Genomic DNA, 15,758 nt, shown 5'->3' with positions numbered 1-15,758 from the left:
ACCTCCCTCTGACGAGGGAGGTTGGAGGATTCCGTTACGCATCGATCCAACGCACGTTCTTGGCGTTGCGCTGGATGAAGAGGCGGCGGGGTTCGACCTCATCGCCCATCAGCATCGAGAAGGTCTCGTCGGCCGCGGCGGCGTCCTCGATGTGCACCTGCTTCAGAATGCGGTGCTCGGGGTCCATGGTGGTCTCCCATAGCTCCTGGTAGCTCATCTCGCCCAGACCCTTGTAGCGCTGGATGCCTTCGCCCTTGGGCAGCTGGCGTCCGTTGGCCTTGCCTTCGGCGAGCACGCGGTCGCGCTCGGCGTCGGTGTACACGAAGTCGTGCGGGCCCTTGGTCCACTTCAGGCGGTACAGCGGCGGCATGGCCACGTACACGTAGCCGGCGGTGATCATCGGGCGCATGTAGCGGAAGAACAGCGTCAGGTTCAGGGTGGCGATATGCGCACCATCCACATCGGCATCGGCCATGATGATGACCTTGTGGTAGCGGACCTTGGAGATGTCGAAGTCCTCGCCGTAGCCGCCGCCGACCGCGGTGATCAGCGATTCGATGGTGTCGGACTTCATCATGCGGTCCAGGCTGGCGCGCTCGGTGTTGAGGATCTTGCCTCGCAGCGGCAGGATGGCCTGCGTGATCGGGTTGCGGCCCTGGATGGCGGAGCCGCCTGCGGAATCACCCTCCACGATGAACAGCTCGCACTCTTCCGGGTTGTTCGACTGACAGTCCTTGAGCTTGTCGGGCATGCCGGCGGACTCGAAGATGGACTTGCGGCGGGTGTTCTCGCGGGCTTTCTTGGCGGCCAGACGGGCGCGGGAGGCCTCAATGGCCTTCTGGATGATGTTCTTGGCCTCGTTCGGGTGGGCGTCGAACCAGTCGCCGAGCTTGTCGGTCATCACGCGCTGCACGAAGGTCTTGGCCTCGGAGTTGCCGAGCTTGGTCTTGGTCTGGCCTTCGAACTGCGGGTTGGTGAGCTTGACGGAGATCACGGCGGTCAGGCCTTCACGCACGTCGTCGCCGGAGAGGTTCTCGTCCTTGTCCTTGAGGATGCCCTTGTCACGCGCGTAACGGTTGACCAGCGAGGTCAGCGCGGCGCGGAAGCCCTCCTCGTGAGTGCCGCCCTCGGTGGTGGAAATCGTGTTCGCGAAGGTGTGCACGGCCTCGGAGTAGGCGGTGGTCCACTGCATGGCGAGTTCGGCGGAGATGCCGAGCTTCAGGTCTTCGGCCTCGAAGCTGATGACGTCCTCTTCCACCGGCGTGGCCTTGCGCACCTTGACCAGGTAGTCGACATAGTCCTTGATGCCGTTGAGGTACTGGTAGGTGACGGTCTGGTGCTTTGCGCCGGGCTCGTCCGCGGCGTCGCCGGCCACCTCGTCGCCGGCCTGGTCATTCTCACGCTCGTCGGTCAGGCTGATCTTGAGGCCCTTGTTCAGGAAGGCCATCTGCTGGAAACGGGAACGCAGCGTCTCGAAGTCGTAGATGGTGGTCTCGAAGATCTTCGGGTCGGCCCAGAAAGTCACGGACGTACCGGTGGACTCGCCTTCGGTCATCGGCTCGCCCTGCTTCAAGGGCGCGGTGGGGTGCTGGTCGATGTACGTCTGGGTCCAGTGGAAGCCCTGACGGCGCACTTCGATGTCCACGCGGGTGGAGAGTGCGTTGACCACGGAGATGCCCACGCCGTGCAGACCTCCGGACACTGCATAACCGCCGCCGCCGAACTTGCCGCCGGCGTGCAGCTTGGTCATCACGGTCTCCACACCAGAGACGCCCTCGCCGGGCACCTCATCGACCGGGATACCTCGACCATCGTCCACCACGCGGATGCCGTTGTCCGGCAGAATGGTGATCTCGATATGGCTGGCGTATCCGGCCAGCGCCTCGTCGACCGAGTTGTCGACGATCTCATAGACTAGGTGGTGCAAACCGCGCGGGCCGGTGGAACCGATGTACATACCGGGGCGGATACGCACGGCCTCGAGTCCTTCGAGCACCCTCAGATCGGAGGCCTCATAATGCTCGGGGGCCATGGATTCGTCAAGTTCGCCTTCGGTCAATTCCGCATTGTTGATGCGTTCCGCAGCCGCCTTCAGCTGCTCCTCTTTGCTGGTTTCGTCTGCCAACAGGCTTCCTTCCGTGACTACAGGGTCAACCTCCGTCATGAAGGTCATTCACGGAGGTGATATGGCTTACGAGGCCCGTAAAGGGCTCTTCTAGCCATTTGACCATACTGCATGTGATTTTACTCGTCTAACCCGACGAGCGCCATAGCGAGGCTTCTGCGAATTTGTTTGGTATCTTGGCTACCGCCGCCGAGCCCATTTGCGTGTGTATCCGGCGGCCGGGCCGGTCACGCGAATCTCGGTGATGGTCAATCCTTTGAGATTGCGACGGATGGTATCGGTGAGTTGGGGGATAAGGTAGGTCAGCTGCGTGGCCCAGACCGTGGATTCGGCGCGGATGGTCAGTACGCCGTCAGTGAAATCGGCGACTGCCGAATGGCTGGCGATGGCCTGACCCACCACTTGGTCCCAATGGTTGCGCAATTGCGCAAGCTTCATATTCGCCGTCCAGACGCCGTTGCCGGCGATGGTGGTCATCACGCTGCCCAGTTCAGCCGGATCGCGCCCCGGTTTGCCGAAGTTTTCGATGGCCTCTTCACGGCGGCGTCTGTAGTCCTTCAAGGTCGCCCCGCGACGGGAGAGCCGCTCGAATATTTCGGCCGGCAGTTTGGTCTCGTCCAGGTTGAGTTGGCGGGCGATCGGCGGGTTCATGACACTTTCCGTTCTACGGACGCGCTGTCCACCGCGGTTTTTTCGTCATACCCACCCAAACTCTCATTTTCCCGCGAATTGGACAAATTGCCCAGAGTTGGCAATATCACGGAAGCTGGTTCGTCCAGTGCGGCCACGTCGATGCGATGGGCCGATTCATAGTCGGGCACATCGCCTTCAGCGGCCACGGTAATCAGCACCTGATCCTGTTTTCTGGCGAAATCAAGAATCTGCGTGCGCCGGCTGTCGTCAAGCTGGGCGAACACATCATCGAGAATCACAATCGGCTGCAATCCCAACCGGTCACGCACGATTTCAAACAATGCCATTTTCAAGGCCAACGCCATCGTCCACATCTCGCCGTTCGAAGCGAACTCGCGGGCGGGAATACCGCCCAACTCAAGGTTCATGTCATCGCGCTGCGGACCGATAAGGTTCACGCCGCGAGCCACTTCACCAGGGTAGATGCGTTGGAAATGCTCGCTAATCTGCGGATGCGGATCGTCGAACATCAGCACTTCGTCGAATGAAGGCGCATATGTGAGCGTCACCTGCTCGCCGGCACCGGCCAAGTCGGCGTAAATCGCGGCAAATGGCTCGGCAAGCAGACCGATCACATGAGCGCGCATACGGGTCAACGCCACACCGGCTTCGATGAACTGGCCGGTCCAGATTTCCAAACCGCTCAGAACCGCATCCATCGGCTGGCCATTGTTGACATTGGCATTCAATTGCTTCAACAATGTGGCACGCTGTTTGGCGATGCGCGTGAACTGTTGCAACGTCTGCATGTATCCGGGCTCGAGCAGAGCCGCAGCCTGATTCATCATGACGCGGCGTGCTCCCGGATCGCCGGACACCAACCGCTGATCTTCGGGAGTGAAGGAAACGCTGGGAATCTTGCCGATGATATCGCGCAGATACAGCGACGACCCCGAGTTGATGCGGGCTCGGTTGGCACCACGCGCATGAATCGACGCTTCATACGTAGTGGTTTGACCGGCATCATCAGCGACGTTCGCGCGGATGGTGGCCGTGGTCTGCCCGCGTTCGATCAACGGCAACGTGCTGGACGCGCGATGGCTCGATCCGGTGGACAGCACTTCGACGGCTTCCACCAGATTGGTTTTGCCCAGACCGTTCTTGCCGAACAGGATATTCACGCCTGGTACGAAATCGACCACTACCTGACTCCATGAGCGGTAGTGGTCGAGTGCGAGACGGGAGATGTGCATTAGCGAATCGTTGGAAATTCAGGGATTTCAGTTGTTAAAGCGCATCGGCACGAGCAGGTATCGGTAGTCCATGGACTCGTCGGAATCAGCTTCCTGCTGGCCATTGAACTCGACCGGCTTGACCGGGGTCGTCATTTTGATGCGCACGAATGGTTCGGTTACGGCGGACAGACCCTCCTTCAGGTAGGACGGGTTGAATGCCACGGTGATGTCGTCGCCATCCATGTCGATGTCCAGTGTTTCGTTGGCCTGAGCCTCGTCGACCGATCCGGCGGACAGCGCCACTTCCTGACCGGTGAAGGTCATGCGAATCGGAGCATTGCGTTCGGCGACCAAAGCCACACGGCTGATGGCGTCGAGCAAATCCTGCTTGTTGACTACGGCCTGAATCGGATATTCGTCGGCGAACAGGCGGTCGACCGCCGGGAATTCACCGTCGATGAGCTGGGAGGTGGAGACGCGGCCGGCGTTTTCGAAGCCGAGCAGCGTCGGGCTATCGGCATCGAAATCAAGGCGGATGTTCTGGTGCTCGTCAAGAGCACGGGCCACATCCTTGAGCAGGGAGCCGCGAACCAGCGTGGTGGTGTCGACGTCCGGGTTCTGCGGAGTCCAAGTGAAGGTGGCGCGGGCCAAACGGAAGCGATCGGTGGAGGTCATGACGACCTTGTCGCCTTGGAATTGCATGCGAACGCCGGTCAGTACCGGGCGGTTTTCTTCGCGGGAGACGGCAACGCACGCCTGGTTCACGGCCTGAACGAAAGTCGGGGCATCGACTTGGCCGAGCATGGCCGGTACCACAGGCAGATCCGGGTACTCGGTGTCGGGCATGAGCTGCAAGGTGAACTTCGACTTGCCGGACGTGATGGTCAGCGTGGAGCCGTCGGTGACCAGGTACGTTTTCTCCGAACGCAGCGATTTGGTGATATCGGCCAGCAGCTTGCCCTGAACCAGTACGGAACCGGCTTCATCAACGCCGGCTTCGATGTGGTGGCGAGCGGAAATCTCGTAGTTGAAGGCGGAGAATTGCAGCGTTCCGTCAATGGCTTCCAGCTTGACACCAGCGAGAATCGGGTTGGAGGGACGTGCGTCGATGACTCGGGAGGTCCAGGCTACGGCGTCGGCCAGGGCTGCAGTATCGATTTCGACTTTCATGTGTGATTGTTCCCTTCGTCGGATTGGCTGAGGAATATTCTAGCCGTTAGGTGGCGAACTTACGTACGCTGGATGACCGGCTGTTACTATGGCGATGATGCTTTTCACGTAACTGAGTAAGTAATCGCCATAATAAGGCCGGTGGATAGTGTGGATAAGTAGGGCTGAGCCCTACAACTGCAACGGTTCATAAGTCCCTGAAAATTGTGGACAAATTCTGCATGGCTTGTGGATAAGTGGGCGAGTTTTCCACAGCCAGTTCGTCGAATTTGAGTTTTCCACATCGAGGTCGCGGTTATGCACGAGTTTTCCACAACAAAATAGTGGGTAATCCACGAGTTATCCGCCGAGTTTACCCACATCTGTGCACAACTATGTGGATAACTTTTTTGGTTTTCGCACTTTCGCACGGCGTGTTGAAGACTGTTTTTCGTCGAGGAGAATCGATTCTGGAGACCGTTTTCGGCACTTTTTCCGTCTCGCTCGCCCAAACCCGCAAAATCGGTCCTCAGAATCGATTCTCTCGTTTCATGGTTTTTTTGCGTGTTCCCCTTCGAAACTCCCCTCAGTCGTCTGCGCCGACAGATCCCCTCACAAAGGGGAGCCATGAGGAATCTAATGTCTCGAATCCGTTGCCTCGACGTATCCACCAGAATCCGCCTGAGCAACCAAAAACGGCACTTTTCGGAAAGTCAGTCCAAAAAGTGCCGTTTTTCGTCTCTCAGAAGCGTTGTGTCAGTTGGTGTTGCTTTGCTTGAGGCGAACCGTGAGCTCCATAACGTAGTTATAGATCTCCTGTTTTTGCTGCATTCGGTCACTGATTCGAGTGCAGGCATGCATTACTGTGGTGTGATCGCGTCCGCCAAAGACCTGGCCAATATCCATCAGGCTCATACTGGTCATTTCGCGAGCCAGATACATGGCGATCTGACGAGGAACAGCCACGTTTTTGGTTCGTGATTTACCGACAAGATCCTCAAACGTCAGGTGGAAGTACTTCGCCACCTGACTGATGATGTCCGTGGGCTTGATTTCCACATCGGTGGTGAAGAAGTCCTGCAACGTCTGCTCGGCCAAGGCGCGGGTCACCGGCTGATTACTCAGCGAGGCCACGGCCGTAACACGGGTTAGCGCGCCTTCGAGTTCACGAATGTTCTCGGTGAAGCGTTCGGCGATGAGGTCCAACACATCGCTGGGGATTTTCGAGCCGTTCATCGAGGCGATCATGCGAAGAATGGCGATTCGGGTCTCCAGATCCGGCGGCTTGACGTCTACGGTCAGGCCGGATTCGAAGCGCGAGATGAGTCGAGCCTCGAAACCCTTCAAATTCTTGGGCGCTACATCGGAAGCAATGACAATACGCTTATTTGCCTGATGCAGTGCATTGAACGTATGGAAGAACTGATCCAAGGTGGCTTCCTTGCCGCCGAGGAACTGGATATCGTCAATAAGCAACACATCAACCTGTCGGTATCGACGGTTGAATTCAGCAATCTGCCCCTGGCTTTGGTTCGGGTTTTGCAGCGCGTCAATGAATTCGTTCGTGAATTCCTCAGACGTGACGTATCGAACCTTCAGCCCGGGATCCTTGACCAGTGCATAGTTGCCGATGGCGTTCAGCAAGTGGGTTTTGCCCAGGCCCGATCCGCCATAGATACACAACGGGTTGAAATCCTGCCCGGAACCTTCGGCCACGGCCAGTGCGACCGTACGGGCAAAACGGTTGGAATCGCCGGGCACGAAGGAATCAAACGTGAAGTTCTTATTGAGATGAGTCTCGGGATCGCGATTCATCTTCTGCTGACCGACCGGGAACTGCGGCTCGGTGGCGGGCATCGGTTCCCGCGGTGCGGCTGCCGGCTTTGCACCATAGGATTCTTTACCGAATTCGGCGACAGTCGGAGAAATTTCCGAAGGATATGGCTGCGCCGGCTTTGCCTCCGAAAGCGGTTCGGGCTCGGTTTTCGGCACGACCTTGAACGCGGGAAACATATTTTCGCCGGTTACCGTACGCAATGCCTGAAGCAGGGAATCGTTCAAATCACCCTGAATGGCTTGAAGCGTGTCGTTGTTGTCCACACACAGCACGATGGTCGAACCGAAGACGCCTTCAGGAACAACGCCTTCCAACCAGCCTTTTTCTCGTGGGCTGAGCGAAGCGCTGTGTTTGAGCACCGTCAGCGTGTCTGACCAGATGTGGGCGGCCTCGATTACGGGGTCGCCGGAAGCGTTAACCATGGTGGCCCCTTCTGTCGCTGTGGCGAAATACGTACAACAGATAATATTTACTCTGGTTTAGACAAGTTATCCACCGTGTCGCGTGTTGAAATAACTGGATTGTGAATAACAAACATGTAATTTGTGGATAACTTTTGGCCGTGAATGGTTGGTATTCCGCCGATTATAAGAGATTTGGGGCGTGTCTCGCAACGTGTCGAAATGTGAAAATACTCCGTCCGTTTTGACTTGAGGGTAGGGGTGAGAGTACTTTGGTATAGCTTGACTCACGTGAGGGCAGCGCGAAGCGTTGCCGAATAGACCTAGGAGCAATGGATTATGAAGAGGACGTTCCAGCCGAACAACCGTCGTCGCCACATGAAGCACGGCTTCCGCCTGCGCATGCGCACCCGTTCTGGCCGTGCGGTGATCAACCGTCGCCGTGCCAAGGGCCGCAAGACCCTCTCCGCCTGATCATTCCGATCAGTGCCACAGGCATAGTCGAGGTGGAGAGGCTTCAAAGCCATCGTGATTTCGTCACCGTGCTGAAACGCCGGCGCAAAGCAGGTGGCAAGGATATCGTCGTGCACTATTTGGTGCCCGACGACCATCATGATGATGACGACCGGACGGTGCATCGCCGTTTGGGATTAGCTGTCTCCAAATCGGTAGGACATGCGGTCACCCGTAATACGGTGAAGCGTAGGTTTCGTGTATTGGCCAGAGCCCATGAGGATCTGCTGCCCGCGCATTGCGATATCGTTTTGCGCGCCAAGCCCAGTGCAGCGACCGCATCGTTCGCTTCGCTAGATCAGCAGATCGCGAAGGCTTTTGCCACGGTGGCGCATAAGGTGGCTGAGGCATGACAGCTTCTTTCAAGGCGGTGATGATTGGTGGGGTGCGCTGGTATCAACAGCACATCTCGGCAAACACACCGCCTTGTTGCAAGTATTATCCAACGTGCTCGAATTATGCCATTGAGGCATTGGAACGGTATGGCGCGTTCAAAGGGGGAGTGCTCGCCGTGCTGAGATTACTGCGTTGCCGGCCGTGGAGTCGTGGGGGAATCGACGATGTTCCACAACGGTATTCCGTTTTTTACAGGTTTTCGTGGTCGAAGGCTCATGAAGAGCCTCGACTGACACCATTGGCCACAACCCAAAGAGAGGCCCAACGATGAACTCAAATGAATTTCTGCTTGATAGCGGGTTTTGGGGATTTCTATATAAAATCCTGACTCCCGTTGAGTGGTTGCAGACCTGGATCATGAAGATCGTGCATGACTTCTTCGTGATGCTGGGCGTGAGCCCGATTGGTGTCTCATGGGTGCTTGCCATTATCATCCTGGTGCTGGTGGTGCAGGCTTGTATCTTCCCGCTGTTCTACAAGCAGATGAAGTCGATGCGCAAGATGCAGGCATTGGCGCCGAAGATGCAGCGTATTCAGAACAAGTACAAAGGCAAGACGGATCAGGCTTCCAGGGAGGCCATGAGCCGTGAAACCATGAAACTGTATCAAGACAATGACGTCAATCCGGCTGGCTCCTGCTTGCCTATGCTCATTCAGGGCCCGGTGTTCATGTCCATGTTCTATACGCTGTCGGCCATTCCATACATTGCCAACGGTAAACGCGATGCGTTGGGCGCGTTCGACGTAGCAACCGCCAAGCAATTCACCCAAACCGATGTGTTCGGCATTGTCAGCGTGACCGATAACTTCACCAGTGCTGCCGCTAGTGGCAAGGCGGTCATCGGTATCTTCGTGTTCCTGATGTGTTTCTGCCTGTGGTTTATGCAGTACTTCAGCATGAAGCGCAACATGGCAGCTGCTTCGATGAACAAGCAGACCGAGACCATGCAGAAGGCTATGCTGTGGCTCTTCCCGGTGATGTACATCTTCTCCGGTGTCGCCATGCCGTTCGCCGTGCTGGTCTACTGGCTGACCAACAACGTGTGCAACCTCTGCCGCACATTGTGGCAGGTGTACGCATTCCCGACCCCTGGCTCTCCGGCTGCGGCGGACAAGGAGAAGCGCGATCATCGTAATGAGAATGCTCGCCGCGCAAAGGCCGGCCTGCCCTCTCTGGAAGAAGAAGCATTGGCCAAGGCCAAGGAAGAGGCCGAGCGTAAGGCCACTCAGGGCTATCAGCGTCAACAGCCCGTGCGTAAGCGCAAAAAGAAGTGACGACTATGTCGGTGCGAGTTCGATGTTTCACGTGAAACATTCAACACGCACCGACATTACTTTCTCTGTTCGGGGGAGCAGGGCTTAGACTTGGAATTCAAACACGACATGAAGGAGTAGCGTATGGCACAGGATGACGTGAAGTCGATCGACCAGCTCAACGAAGAGGCTGACATCGCCGCGGATTACCTTGAAGGCCTACTGGATATCGCCGACTATGAGGGCGACATTGAGATGGGCGTGCGTAATGACCGCCCCACCGTGCAAATCGTTGCTGATGACGATACTGACATCAAACATCTTATTGGCCGTAATGGTGAAGTCGTTGATGCTCTGCAGCAATTGACTCGTCTGGCTGTACAGCAGAAGACCGGCGAGTGTTCTCATCTGATTGTGGATGTCGACGGTTTCCTGAAGCGCAAGCGTCAGCACCTCCGTGATATCGCCTTGGATGCCATTGACGCAGTGAAGGATTCCGGCGAGCCGTATGACTTGAAGCCGATGAATTCCTTCGAACGTAAAGTCGTTCACGATGTGGTTCGGGAAGAGGGGCTGAAGTCTCGCTCGCACGGTGAGGAGCCTCATCGTTACGTGACGGTGTATCTCAAGAATAGAGTCGAGGATACCGCCGAAGACGACGAGCTTGATCAGGAGTAATTGCTCGGCGAGTTTTTTTGAGATGACAGGGACGTTCGACGGATGTCGTCTTTGAACAAACTAAAGTGACCGCATGGAGAATGGCGTCGTAATGAGCGGCGCCATTCTCCATGTTGATTGTTTCACGTGAAACATGGTGAGGGAGATGGCTATGACGGATCAGCTGCAGGGGTCACCTGTACTTGCTGAGGTCTTGGGTGATGCGTTGCCGAAGTTGGAGCGTTTCCATGCCAAGATTGCCGAAGAGGGTGAACCTCGTGGATTGATCGGCCCCCGTGACGTCGATATCATTTGGGAACGGCATATTCTGAATTCCGCTGCGATTGTGCCGTACGTTCGGAATGCGACGAATGGTATTCGCTTCAAAACAGTTGCCGACGTCGGCAGTGGTGGTGGTTTTCCTGGATTGGTGGCTGCCGCGTGTTTGCCGGATCATGACTTCACGCTGATTGAACCGATGGAGCGGCGAATCGAATGGTTGCATGAATGTGTTGGCCTGATGCAACTGCAGAACGTTGAGATTATTCGTGGACGCTCCGATGCCGTCATCCAGCAGGTACGGAAGCGGGAAATTCATCCGTTCGCTGTTGTCACGTGTCGTGCGGTTGCTCCTATGACCAAACTCTCTGGCTGGACGTTGCCGTTGCTGAAACCGTCAGGACAGTTGATCGCACTGAAGGGACGGTCTGCTCAGGCTGAAATCGACAAGGCTGGCAAGGAGATTGCAAAATTCGGTGGTCGTCGTCCACGTGTCGTTGAGGCGGCTGTCGGGCCGGATCTTGAGCCTACCCACGTGGTGATTGTGGATAAGCGATGAGTGGAGTACTGATTGAGTTATCCACATTTCCATATGTGCGTAAAAGTTATCCACATTTTTACGGGACGATGTGCATAATGATGAAAACATTGATTTTTCAATGTTTTTCGTCTGTGAATACACAATCTAACACTCAACGTCATTCACACTTATCCACACTTATCCACATTGCATATCGCAATTGTGGATAACGAGCATCATGTCCATACGAATGAGAACACTGGAACTTACGTCTGTGCAAGGAGGAGCGATGGCCACCAAGGATCATCAGTCGGAACCTATAGAATCGGCTTCCGAAACGCTTCAGCGAATATTCGATGGTCACGGTTCAGTGCTTGGTAGCCAAATGGCTGATGAAAGCTCACGCTACGATGTACTCAAGAAAACCGATTTCCCAAAGCCTCAACGGACTCGTCGTATCGCCGTGGCCAACCAGAAGGGGGGAGTGGGTAAAACCACATCCACGGTAAACACCGCTGCGGCGCTGGCGAACAAGGGCGCGCAGGTGTTGGTCATCGATATGGACCCGCAGGGCAATGCCTCTACGGCGTTGGGTGTATCTCATGCATCGGGAGAGCCCTCGGTCTATGACGTTATCGAGGGGCGTTCCGATCTGGGTGATGTTATCACGGTCTGTCCTGATTTTCCCACACTTGATGTTGTGCCTGCATCAATCGATCTCAGCGGTGCTGAGTTGGAAGTGGCTGATCTGCCCAACCGAAACACGTTGCTGAAGGAGGCCCTAGACCTCTACCTACGTCAATCAGATAAACACTATGATTACGTGTTCATTGATTGCCCGCCCAGCTTGGGCCTCTTGGTCATCAACGCCATGTGTGCAGTGACCGAGATGCTGATTCCTATCCAGGCTGAGTATTACGCATTGGAGGGTCTTGGCCAGCTGATTAACACGATTGGTTTGGTGCAAGAGCATTTCAATCCCGTACTGCTGGTGTCCACCATGCTCGTCACGATGTTCGATCGCCGAACGTTATTGAGCCGTGAAGTATATAACGAGGTTAAGGGACACTATCCCAGCATTGTGCTGAATACCACCATCCCGCGTTCAGTCAAGATCTCCGAAGCGCCGAGTTTCTCCCAATCGGTGATTGCCTATGATCCTCGTGGCATAGGTGCCATATCGTATGGTGAAGCAGCTTTGGAAATCGCACAGCGTTCGCAACAAGTCCTTGACACCATTGATGCGAGGAGGAACAAGTAATGGCATCAAAATCACGACTTGGTAAGGGCCTTGGCGCTTTGTTCCCCACATTGCCAGGGGAGGAGCCGGTGGCGGAGCAGCCCGCAATGATTGCGGAGGATTCGTCTACTCCGGAGGCCACTGCTGACATAACCCCCGCCAAGAAGGCTACTGCCCAGCAGGAATCAAAACCTGCCGTGCCTCAGACGATATCGTCCAGCAAGGCAGTCAAGAAAGCCGCCGGTAAACGCGCATCCATGCCCGCATTGGACACCATTACTCATCCTAGCGACCTGTTTTTCGGTACGGAGAAACCTCAAACCGGTAAGGTCGCCGCACCTCAGCAGGGCGGCAAGTCGTCTGCGTCTCAGACGGCACATCGTACATCCGTCACTGTCAAAGATGTTTCACGTGAAACATCTTTGACTGCATCGGCGGCAAAGACCGCTGACACAGATAAGAAGGACGAGCTCAAGCCGGTAGCCGGTGGTTATCTGGCTGAACTCAAACTGTCTGATATCGGGCCCAATGCACATCAGCCTCGTACCATCTTCGACGAGGATGAGTTGAATGAGCTGTCTGCTTCCATTAAGGAAGTTGGTGTGCTGCAACCGATAGTCGTGCGCAAGCGTCCGGCAAGCCAGATTGCTGCGGCCAAAGCCGCCAAGCACGACGAGACGGAATCCAGCACGAATCCGTTTGCCGGTCATTTGGACAGCCCGTATGAGCTCATTATGGGTGAACGCCGTTGGCGTGCTTCTCAGTTGGCTGGGTTGGAGACGATTCCCGCCATCGTCAAAACCACTGCGGATGATGATATGCTCCGCGATGCATTGCTGGAAAACTTGCACCGTGTGGCCTTGAATCCGCTGGAAGAGGCGGCTGCCTACCAGCAGATGATTGAAGAGTTCGGGTTGACACAAGTACAACTGTCCAAGTCGGTGTCCAAGTCTCGCCCGCAAATCGCCAATACCTTGCGACTGCTGAACCTGCCGGCTTCTGTGCAAAAGAGAGTGGCTGCCGGTGTGCTATCGTCCGGTCATGCGCGTGCGCTATTGGGCCTGAGCGATCCGGAGGAAATGGACAAGCTGGCTTCTCGTATTATTGCGGAAGGTCTTTCTGTACGCAGCACCGAAGAAATCGTCGCCATGAAGATTGCGTCGGGGGAGCAGCCGAAGAAGCCTAAGACGTCTAAGACCAATCCTTGGGTTGGTTCCGCCATCCAGCAGAGTTTGGAAAATCATTTCGATACCAAGGTGTCGATTAAGGGCAGCACCAAGCATGGTCGCATCGAAATCGTCTTTTCGTCACCAGAGGATATGGATCGCATCCTGCAGCTGCTGGTGCCGAGCCAAGGCGATGCCGATTCCAAATGGGTGTAACACGATAAGAACATTCGTGTTGTCGCCGGCATTATTGCTGTGCAGTGCGTTGTATGCGCAAGACGTTATAGCCTCTGCGTGATTCCTGGCAGGGGCGTATGCCTGCGTTGTAGCCCCTGTCGCAATAGAAAACCCCTCAGGCTGGAGGATGACAAATCACACATCGTGATTCTCCGTCGATAACGCCCGGTTTGTTGCGCACTTTGGTTGAAGCCTGAATGAAGAGGCATGGCCCGTCGTCTGGGTACGATTTCAGTCGCCAAACAAAACCGCTATGGAAAGAGGCGACGGAACCATGCAGGATCAGATTCTACAGGTCGATGAGAACATGCTCGAGACGAGACTCGACCGGTTGGTGTCGGAGAAGGTCGAGCAATTGCTGAACGCGGAGGCGGACGAGATCACGGGCGCCGCCCGCTACGAGCGCACCGGGGACAGGAAGGCCTACAGAGTGGGTCATTACGAGCGTGACCTGACCGTGAAGGCCGGGACCGTGACCCTCAAGGTCCCGAAGCTCAAGGGCGCGCTGTTCGAGTCGGCGGTGATCGAACGATACAGGCGTCGTGAGCAGAGCGTCGAGGAGGCGCTGATCGACATGTACCTGGCCGGCGTTTCGACCCGTCAGGTCGACGACATCAGCCGCCTGCTGTGGGGCGAGCGGATGCCCTCGCAGACGCTCTCGGACAAGCTCAAGGGGGTGTACGCGCAGATCGACGAATGGCGCAACAGGCCGTTGGAGCGTTCGTACCCGTACCTGTTCGTGGACGGCGTGTGGCACAAGCGCACGTGGGGCGGGTCGGTCGAGAACGTGAGCGTGCTGGTCGCGATCGGCGTGGACGACACGGGCCATCGGGAGGTCGTCGGGGTCGCGGAGGGCATGAAGGAGGACAGGGCCAGCTGGGAGCAGTTCGTCAGGAGCCTGATCGAACGCGGTCTCAGGGGCGTGCGGCTCGTGGTGGGCGACCGGTGCGCCGGGCTGGTGGCCACGGTGAACTCGATGCTGCCGGACGCGAGATACCAGCGGTGCACGGTCCACTTCATGCGCAACGTGCTCTCCAGGGTCAGCCGCAAACACGCGGCATGGGCGGCCGGCGCGCTCAAGGCCGTGTTCGCCATGGAATCCCGCGACGCCGCGTTGAGGAAGGCGGAGGATGTGGCCGCGCAGATGGAATCCCGCGGATTGAAGGCCGCCGCATCCTGCCTCAGGGAGGGCATAGGCGAGTCGACCACCTACCTGCTCGACGACTACCCCGTCGAGCACCGTCGGCGGATCCGCACGAACAACATGATCGAACGCCTCAACAGGGAGATCCGCCGGCGCACCAGGGTCGTCGGCAGCTTCCCCGACGGCAGGAGCGCGCTCATGCTCGTCTGCGCCAGGATCCGCTACGTCACCGCCAACGATTGGTCGAGCCGCCGCTACCTGAACATGTCCCGACTCGGTGACACCATGCAGACAACCGACTGAAACCGACCCGGCAACGGGCCAGACCGCTTTTGCGCAAGACTTCGGGCACAACCAGACCGTACCTTCGGCCATATGGATCTGAATTACTTCAGCTTTGCAGCCGAAGTGCGTCTCACAATGGGGAACAACTATCGTGATTTGTGAGGAAGGTCCGCCAGATCATGTATATGCGTATGGCCCGTACTTGTAGCACGGGCCATACTTTTCGTTCCATGGCTGTGGTGTAGAAATTGATTATTCCTTGACCGCGCCCGCGGAGAGGCCGGACTGCCAGTACTTCTGCAGGCATAGGAACGCGATGACCAGCGGGATGATCGTGATCAACGAGCCCGTGATCACCAGGTTCTGGATCGCCTGGCCGCCAGCGGTGCTCGCCTGGTCCTTCCACTGGTTCAAACCGATCGTGAGCGGATACCAGTTCGAATCCTTGAGCATGATCAACGGCAGGAAGTAGTTGTTCCACGTCGCCACGATCGTGAACAGGGCCGTCGTAACGATGCCCGGAGCCAACAGCGGCAGGGACACCTGGAAGAACGTGCGGAACTCCGAAGCTCCATCAACTCGTGCGGCTTCAAGCAATTCCGTCGGAACCGCCTGCTCGCTGAAGATCCACATCAGGTACAAACCGAACGGGCTGATCAGCGACGGGATGATCATGGCCCACGGGGT

The 15,758-nt window shown here is 56.7% G+C and carries 15 protein-coding genes; 9 read left to right on the top strand and 6 right to left on the bottom strand.

What is annotated here, in order from left to right:
- Positions 1–34: 34 nt before the first annotated feature.
- From gyrB to dnaA, 5 genes are all read right to left on the bottom strand, one after another.
- Complete coding sequence (gyrB, locus tag AB5287_RS05865) at positions 35–2,173, bottom strand: DNA topoisomerase (ATP-hydrolyzing) subunit B (RefSeq protein ID WP_007054592.1); 2,139 nt, start codon at positions 2,171–2,173, stop codon at positions 35–37.
- A gap of 132 nt (positions 2,174–2,305) precedes the next feature.
- Positions 2,306–2,776 carry a DUF721 domain-containing protein gene (locus AB5287_RS05860; protein WP_007051763.1) on the bottom strand — a complete coding sequence of 157 codons (471 nt, stop codon included), beginning with the start codon at positions 2,774–2,776 and terminating at the stop codon, positions 2,306–2,308.
- Positions 2,773–4,011 (bottom strand): DNA replication/repair protein RecF, encoded by a 1,239-nt coding sequence (locus AB5287_RS05855; RefSeq protein ID WP_195531531.1) that lies wholly within the window; start codon positions 4,009–4,011, stop codon positions 2,773–2,775. Before AB5287_RS05855 ends, AB5287_RS05860 begins: the two co-directional genes overlap by 4 nt.
- Positions 4,012–4,038: 27 nt before the next feature.
- A complete protein-coding gene (gene dnaN / locus AB5287_RS05850; protein WP_007051765.1) occupies positions 4,039–5,163 on the bottom strand; it encodes a DNA polymerase III subunit beta in 1,125 nt (374 codons plus the stop codon).
- Between the two features lie 735 nt (positions 5,164–5,898).
- The gene (dnaA, locus tag AB5287_RS05845) at positions 5,899–7,401 is read right to left on the bottom strand and encodes a chromosomal replication initiator protein DnaA (protein ID WP_007051767.1); all 1,503 of its coding nucleotides are present in this window, start codon (positions 7,399–7,401) and stop codon (positions 5,899–5,901) included.
- Positions 7,402–7,719: 318 nt separating this feature from the next.
- Between dnaA and rpmH the strand changes: the two genes are divergently transcribed.
- The 9 genes from rpmH to AB5287_RS05800 all read left to right on the top strand — a co-directional run bounded on the left by rpmH (position 7,720) and on the right by AB5287_RS05800 (position 15,089).
- Positions 7,720–7,854, top strand: a complete 135-nt coding sequence (gene rpmH / locus AB5287_RS05840; RefSeq protein ID WP_007051768.1) for a 50S ribosomal protein L34 — start codon at positions 7,720–7,722, stop codon at positions 7,852–7,854.
- A 32-nt stretch (positions 7,855–7,886) separates the two neighbouring features.
- Complete coding sequence (gene rnpA, locus AB5287_RS05835; RefSeq protein ID WP_007051769.1) at positions 7,887–8,246, top strand: ribonuclease P protein component; 360 nt, start codon at positions 7,887–7,889, stop codon at positions 8,244–8,246.
- Positions 8,243–8,560, top strand: a complete 318-nt coding sequence (gene yidD, locus AB5287_RS05830) for a membrane protein insertion efficiency factor YidD (RefSeq protein WP_007051770.1) — start codon at positions 8,243–8,245, stop codon at positions 8,558–8,560. The genes rnpA and yidD overlap by 4 nt, the downstream gene beginning before the upstream one ends.
- Entirely contained in the window at positions 8,557–9,564 is a 1,008-nt protein-coding gene (yidC, locus tag AB5287_RS05825) for a membrane protein insertase YidC (protein ID WP_007051771.1), read from the top strand. The genes yidD and yidC overlap by 4 nt, the downstream gene beginning before the upstream one ends.
- 123 nt (positions 9,565–9,687) lie before the next feature.
- On the top strand, positions 9,688–10,221 hold the full coding sequence (locus AB5287_RS05820; protein ID WP_368220890.1) for a protein jag: 534 nt from the start codon (positions 9,688–9,690) through the stop codon (positions 10,219–10,221).
- A 151-nt stretch (positions 10,222–10,372) separates the two neighbouring features.
- Complete coding sequence (rsmG, locus tag AB5287_RS05815; RefSeq protein WP_007056575.1) at positions 10,373–11,038, top strand: 16S rRNA (guanine(527)-N(7))-methyltransferase RsmG; 666 nt, start codon at positions 10,373–10,375, stop codon at positions 11,036–11,038.
- 250 nt (positions 11,039–11,288) lie between these two features.
- Entirely contained in the window at positions 11,289–12,260 is a 972-nt protein-coding gene (locus AB5287_RS05810) for a ParA family protein (RefSeq protein WP_007056535.1), read from the top strand.
- The gene (locus tag AB5287_RS05805) at positions 12,260–13,621 is read left to right on the top strand and encodes a ParB/RepB/Spo0J family partition protein (RefSeq protein ID WP_007051775.1); all 1,362 of its coding nucleotides are present in this window, start codon (positions 12,260–12,262) and stop codon (positions 13,619–13,621) included. Before AB5287_RS05810 ends, AB5287_RS05805 begins: the two co-directional genes overlap by 1 nt.
- 295 nt (positions 13,622–13,916) lie before the next feature.
- Positions 13,917–15,089 (top strand): IS256 family transposase, encoded by a 1,173-nt coding sequence (locus AB5287_RS05800; RefSeq protein ID WP_060662411.1) that lies wholly within the window; start codon positions 13,917–13,919, stop codon positions 15,087–15,089.
- Between the two features lie 234 nt (positions 15,090–15,323).
- On the opposite strand, the gene AB5287_RS05795 is transcribed toward AB5287_RS05800, so the two are convergent.
- Positions 15,324–15,758 (bottom strand): carbohydrate ABC transporter permease (locus AB5287_RS05795; protein WP_195963149.1); only part of this gene is annotated, 435 nt, incomplete at its 5' end.

The sequence above is a fragment of the Bifidobacterium sp. RTP21102st3_E2_RTP21102_210122 genome (assembly GCF_040916945.1).
In the GTDB taxonomy this organism is placed as follows: Bacteria; Actinomycetota; Actinomycetes; order Actinomycetales; family Bifidobacteriaceae; genus Bifidobacterium; species Bifidobacterium longum.
The sequence above is the reverse complement of the archived record's forward strand: the minus strand, read 5'-3'. Positions and strand labels throughout refer to the sequence as shown.

Coding starts and splice junctions, on each gene's coding strand:
- gyrB (WP_007054592.1), bottom strand. CDS start 2,173: ATGACCTTCATGACGGAGGTTGACCCTGTAGTCACGGAAGGAAGCCTG.
- AB5287_RS05860 (WP_007051763.1), bottom strand. CDS start 2,776: ATGAACCCGCCGATCGCCCGCCAACTCAACCTGGACGAGACCAAACTG.
- AB5287_RS05855 (WP_195531531.1), bottom strand. CDS start 4,011: ATGCACATCTCCCGTCTCGCACTCGACCACTACCGCTCATGGAGTCAG.
- dnaN (WP_007051765.1), bottom strand. CDS start 5,163: ATGAAAGTCGAAATCGATACTGCAGCCCTGGCCGACGCCGTAGCCTGG.
- dnaA (WP_007051767.1), bottom strand. CDS start 7,401: ATGGTTAACGCTTCCGGCGACCCCGTAATCGAGGCCGCCCACATCTGG.
- rpmH (WP_007051768.1), top strand. CDS start 7,720: ATGAAGAGGACGTTCCAGCCGAACAACCGTCGTCGCCACATGAAGCAC.
- yidD (WP_007051770.1), top strand. CDS start 8,243: ATGACAGCTTCTTTCAAGGCGGTGATGATTGGTGGGGTGCGCTGGTAT.
- yidC (WP_007051771.1), top strand. CDS start 8,557: ATGAACTCAAATGAATTTCTGCTTGATAGCGGGTTTTGGGGATTTCTA.
- AB5287_RS05820 (WP_368220890.1), top strand. CDS start 9,688: ATGGCACAGGATGACGTGAAGTCGATCGACCAGCTCAACGAAGAGGCT.
- rsmG (WP_007056575.1), top strand. CDS start 10,373: ATGACGGATCAGCTGCAGGGGTCACCTGTACTTGCTGAGGTCTTGGGT.
- AB5287_RS05810 (WP_007056535.1), top strand. CDS start 11,289: ATGGCCACCAAGGATCATCAGTCGGAACCTATAGAATCGGCTTCCGAA.
- AB5287_RS05805 (WP_007051775.1), top strand. CDS start 12,260: ATGGCATCAAAATCACGACTTGGTAAGGGCCTTGGCGCTTTGTTCCCC.
- AB5287_RS05800 (WP_060662411.1), top strand. CDS start 13,917: ATGCAGGATCAGATTCTACAGGTCGATGAGAACATGCTCGAGACGAGA.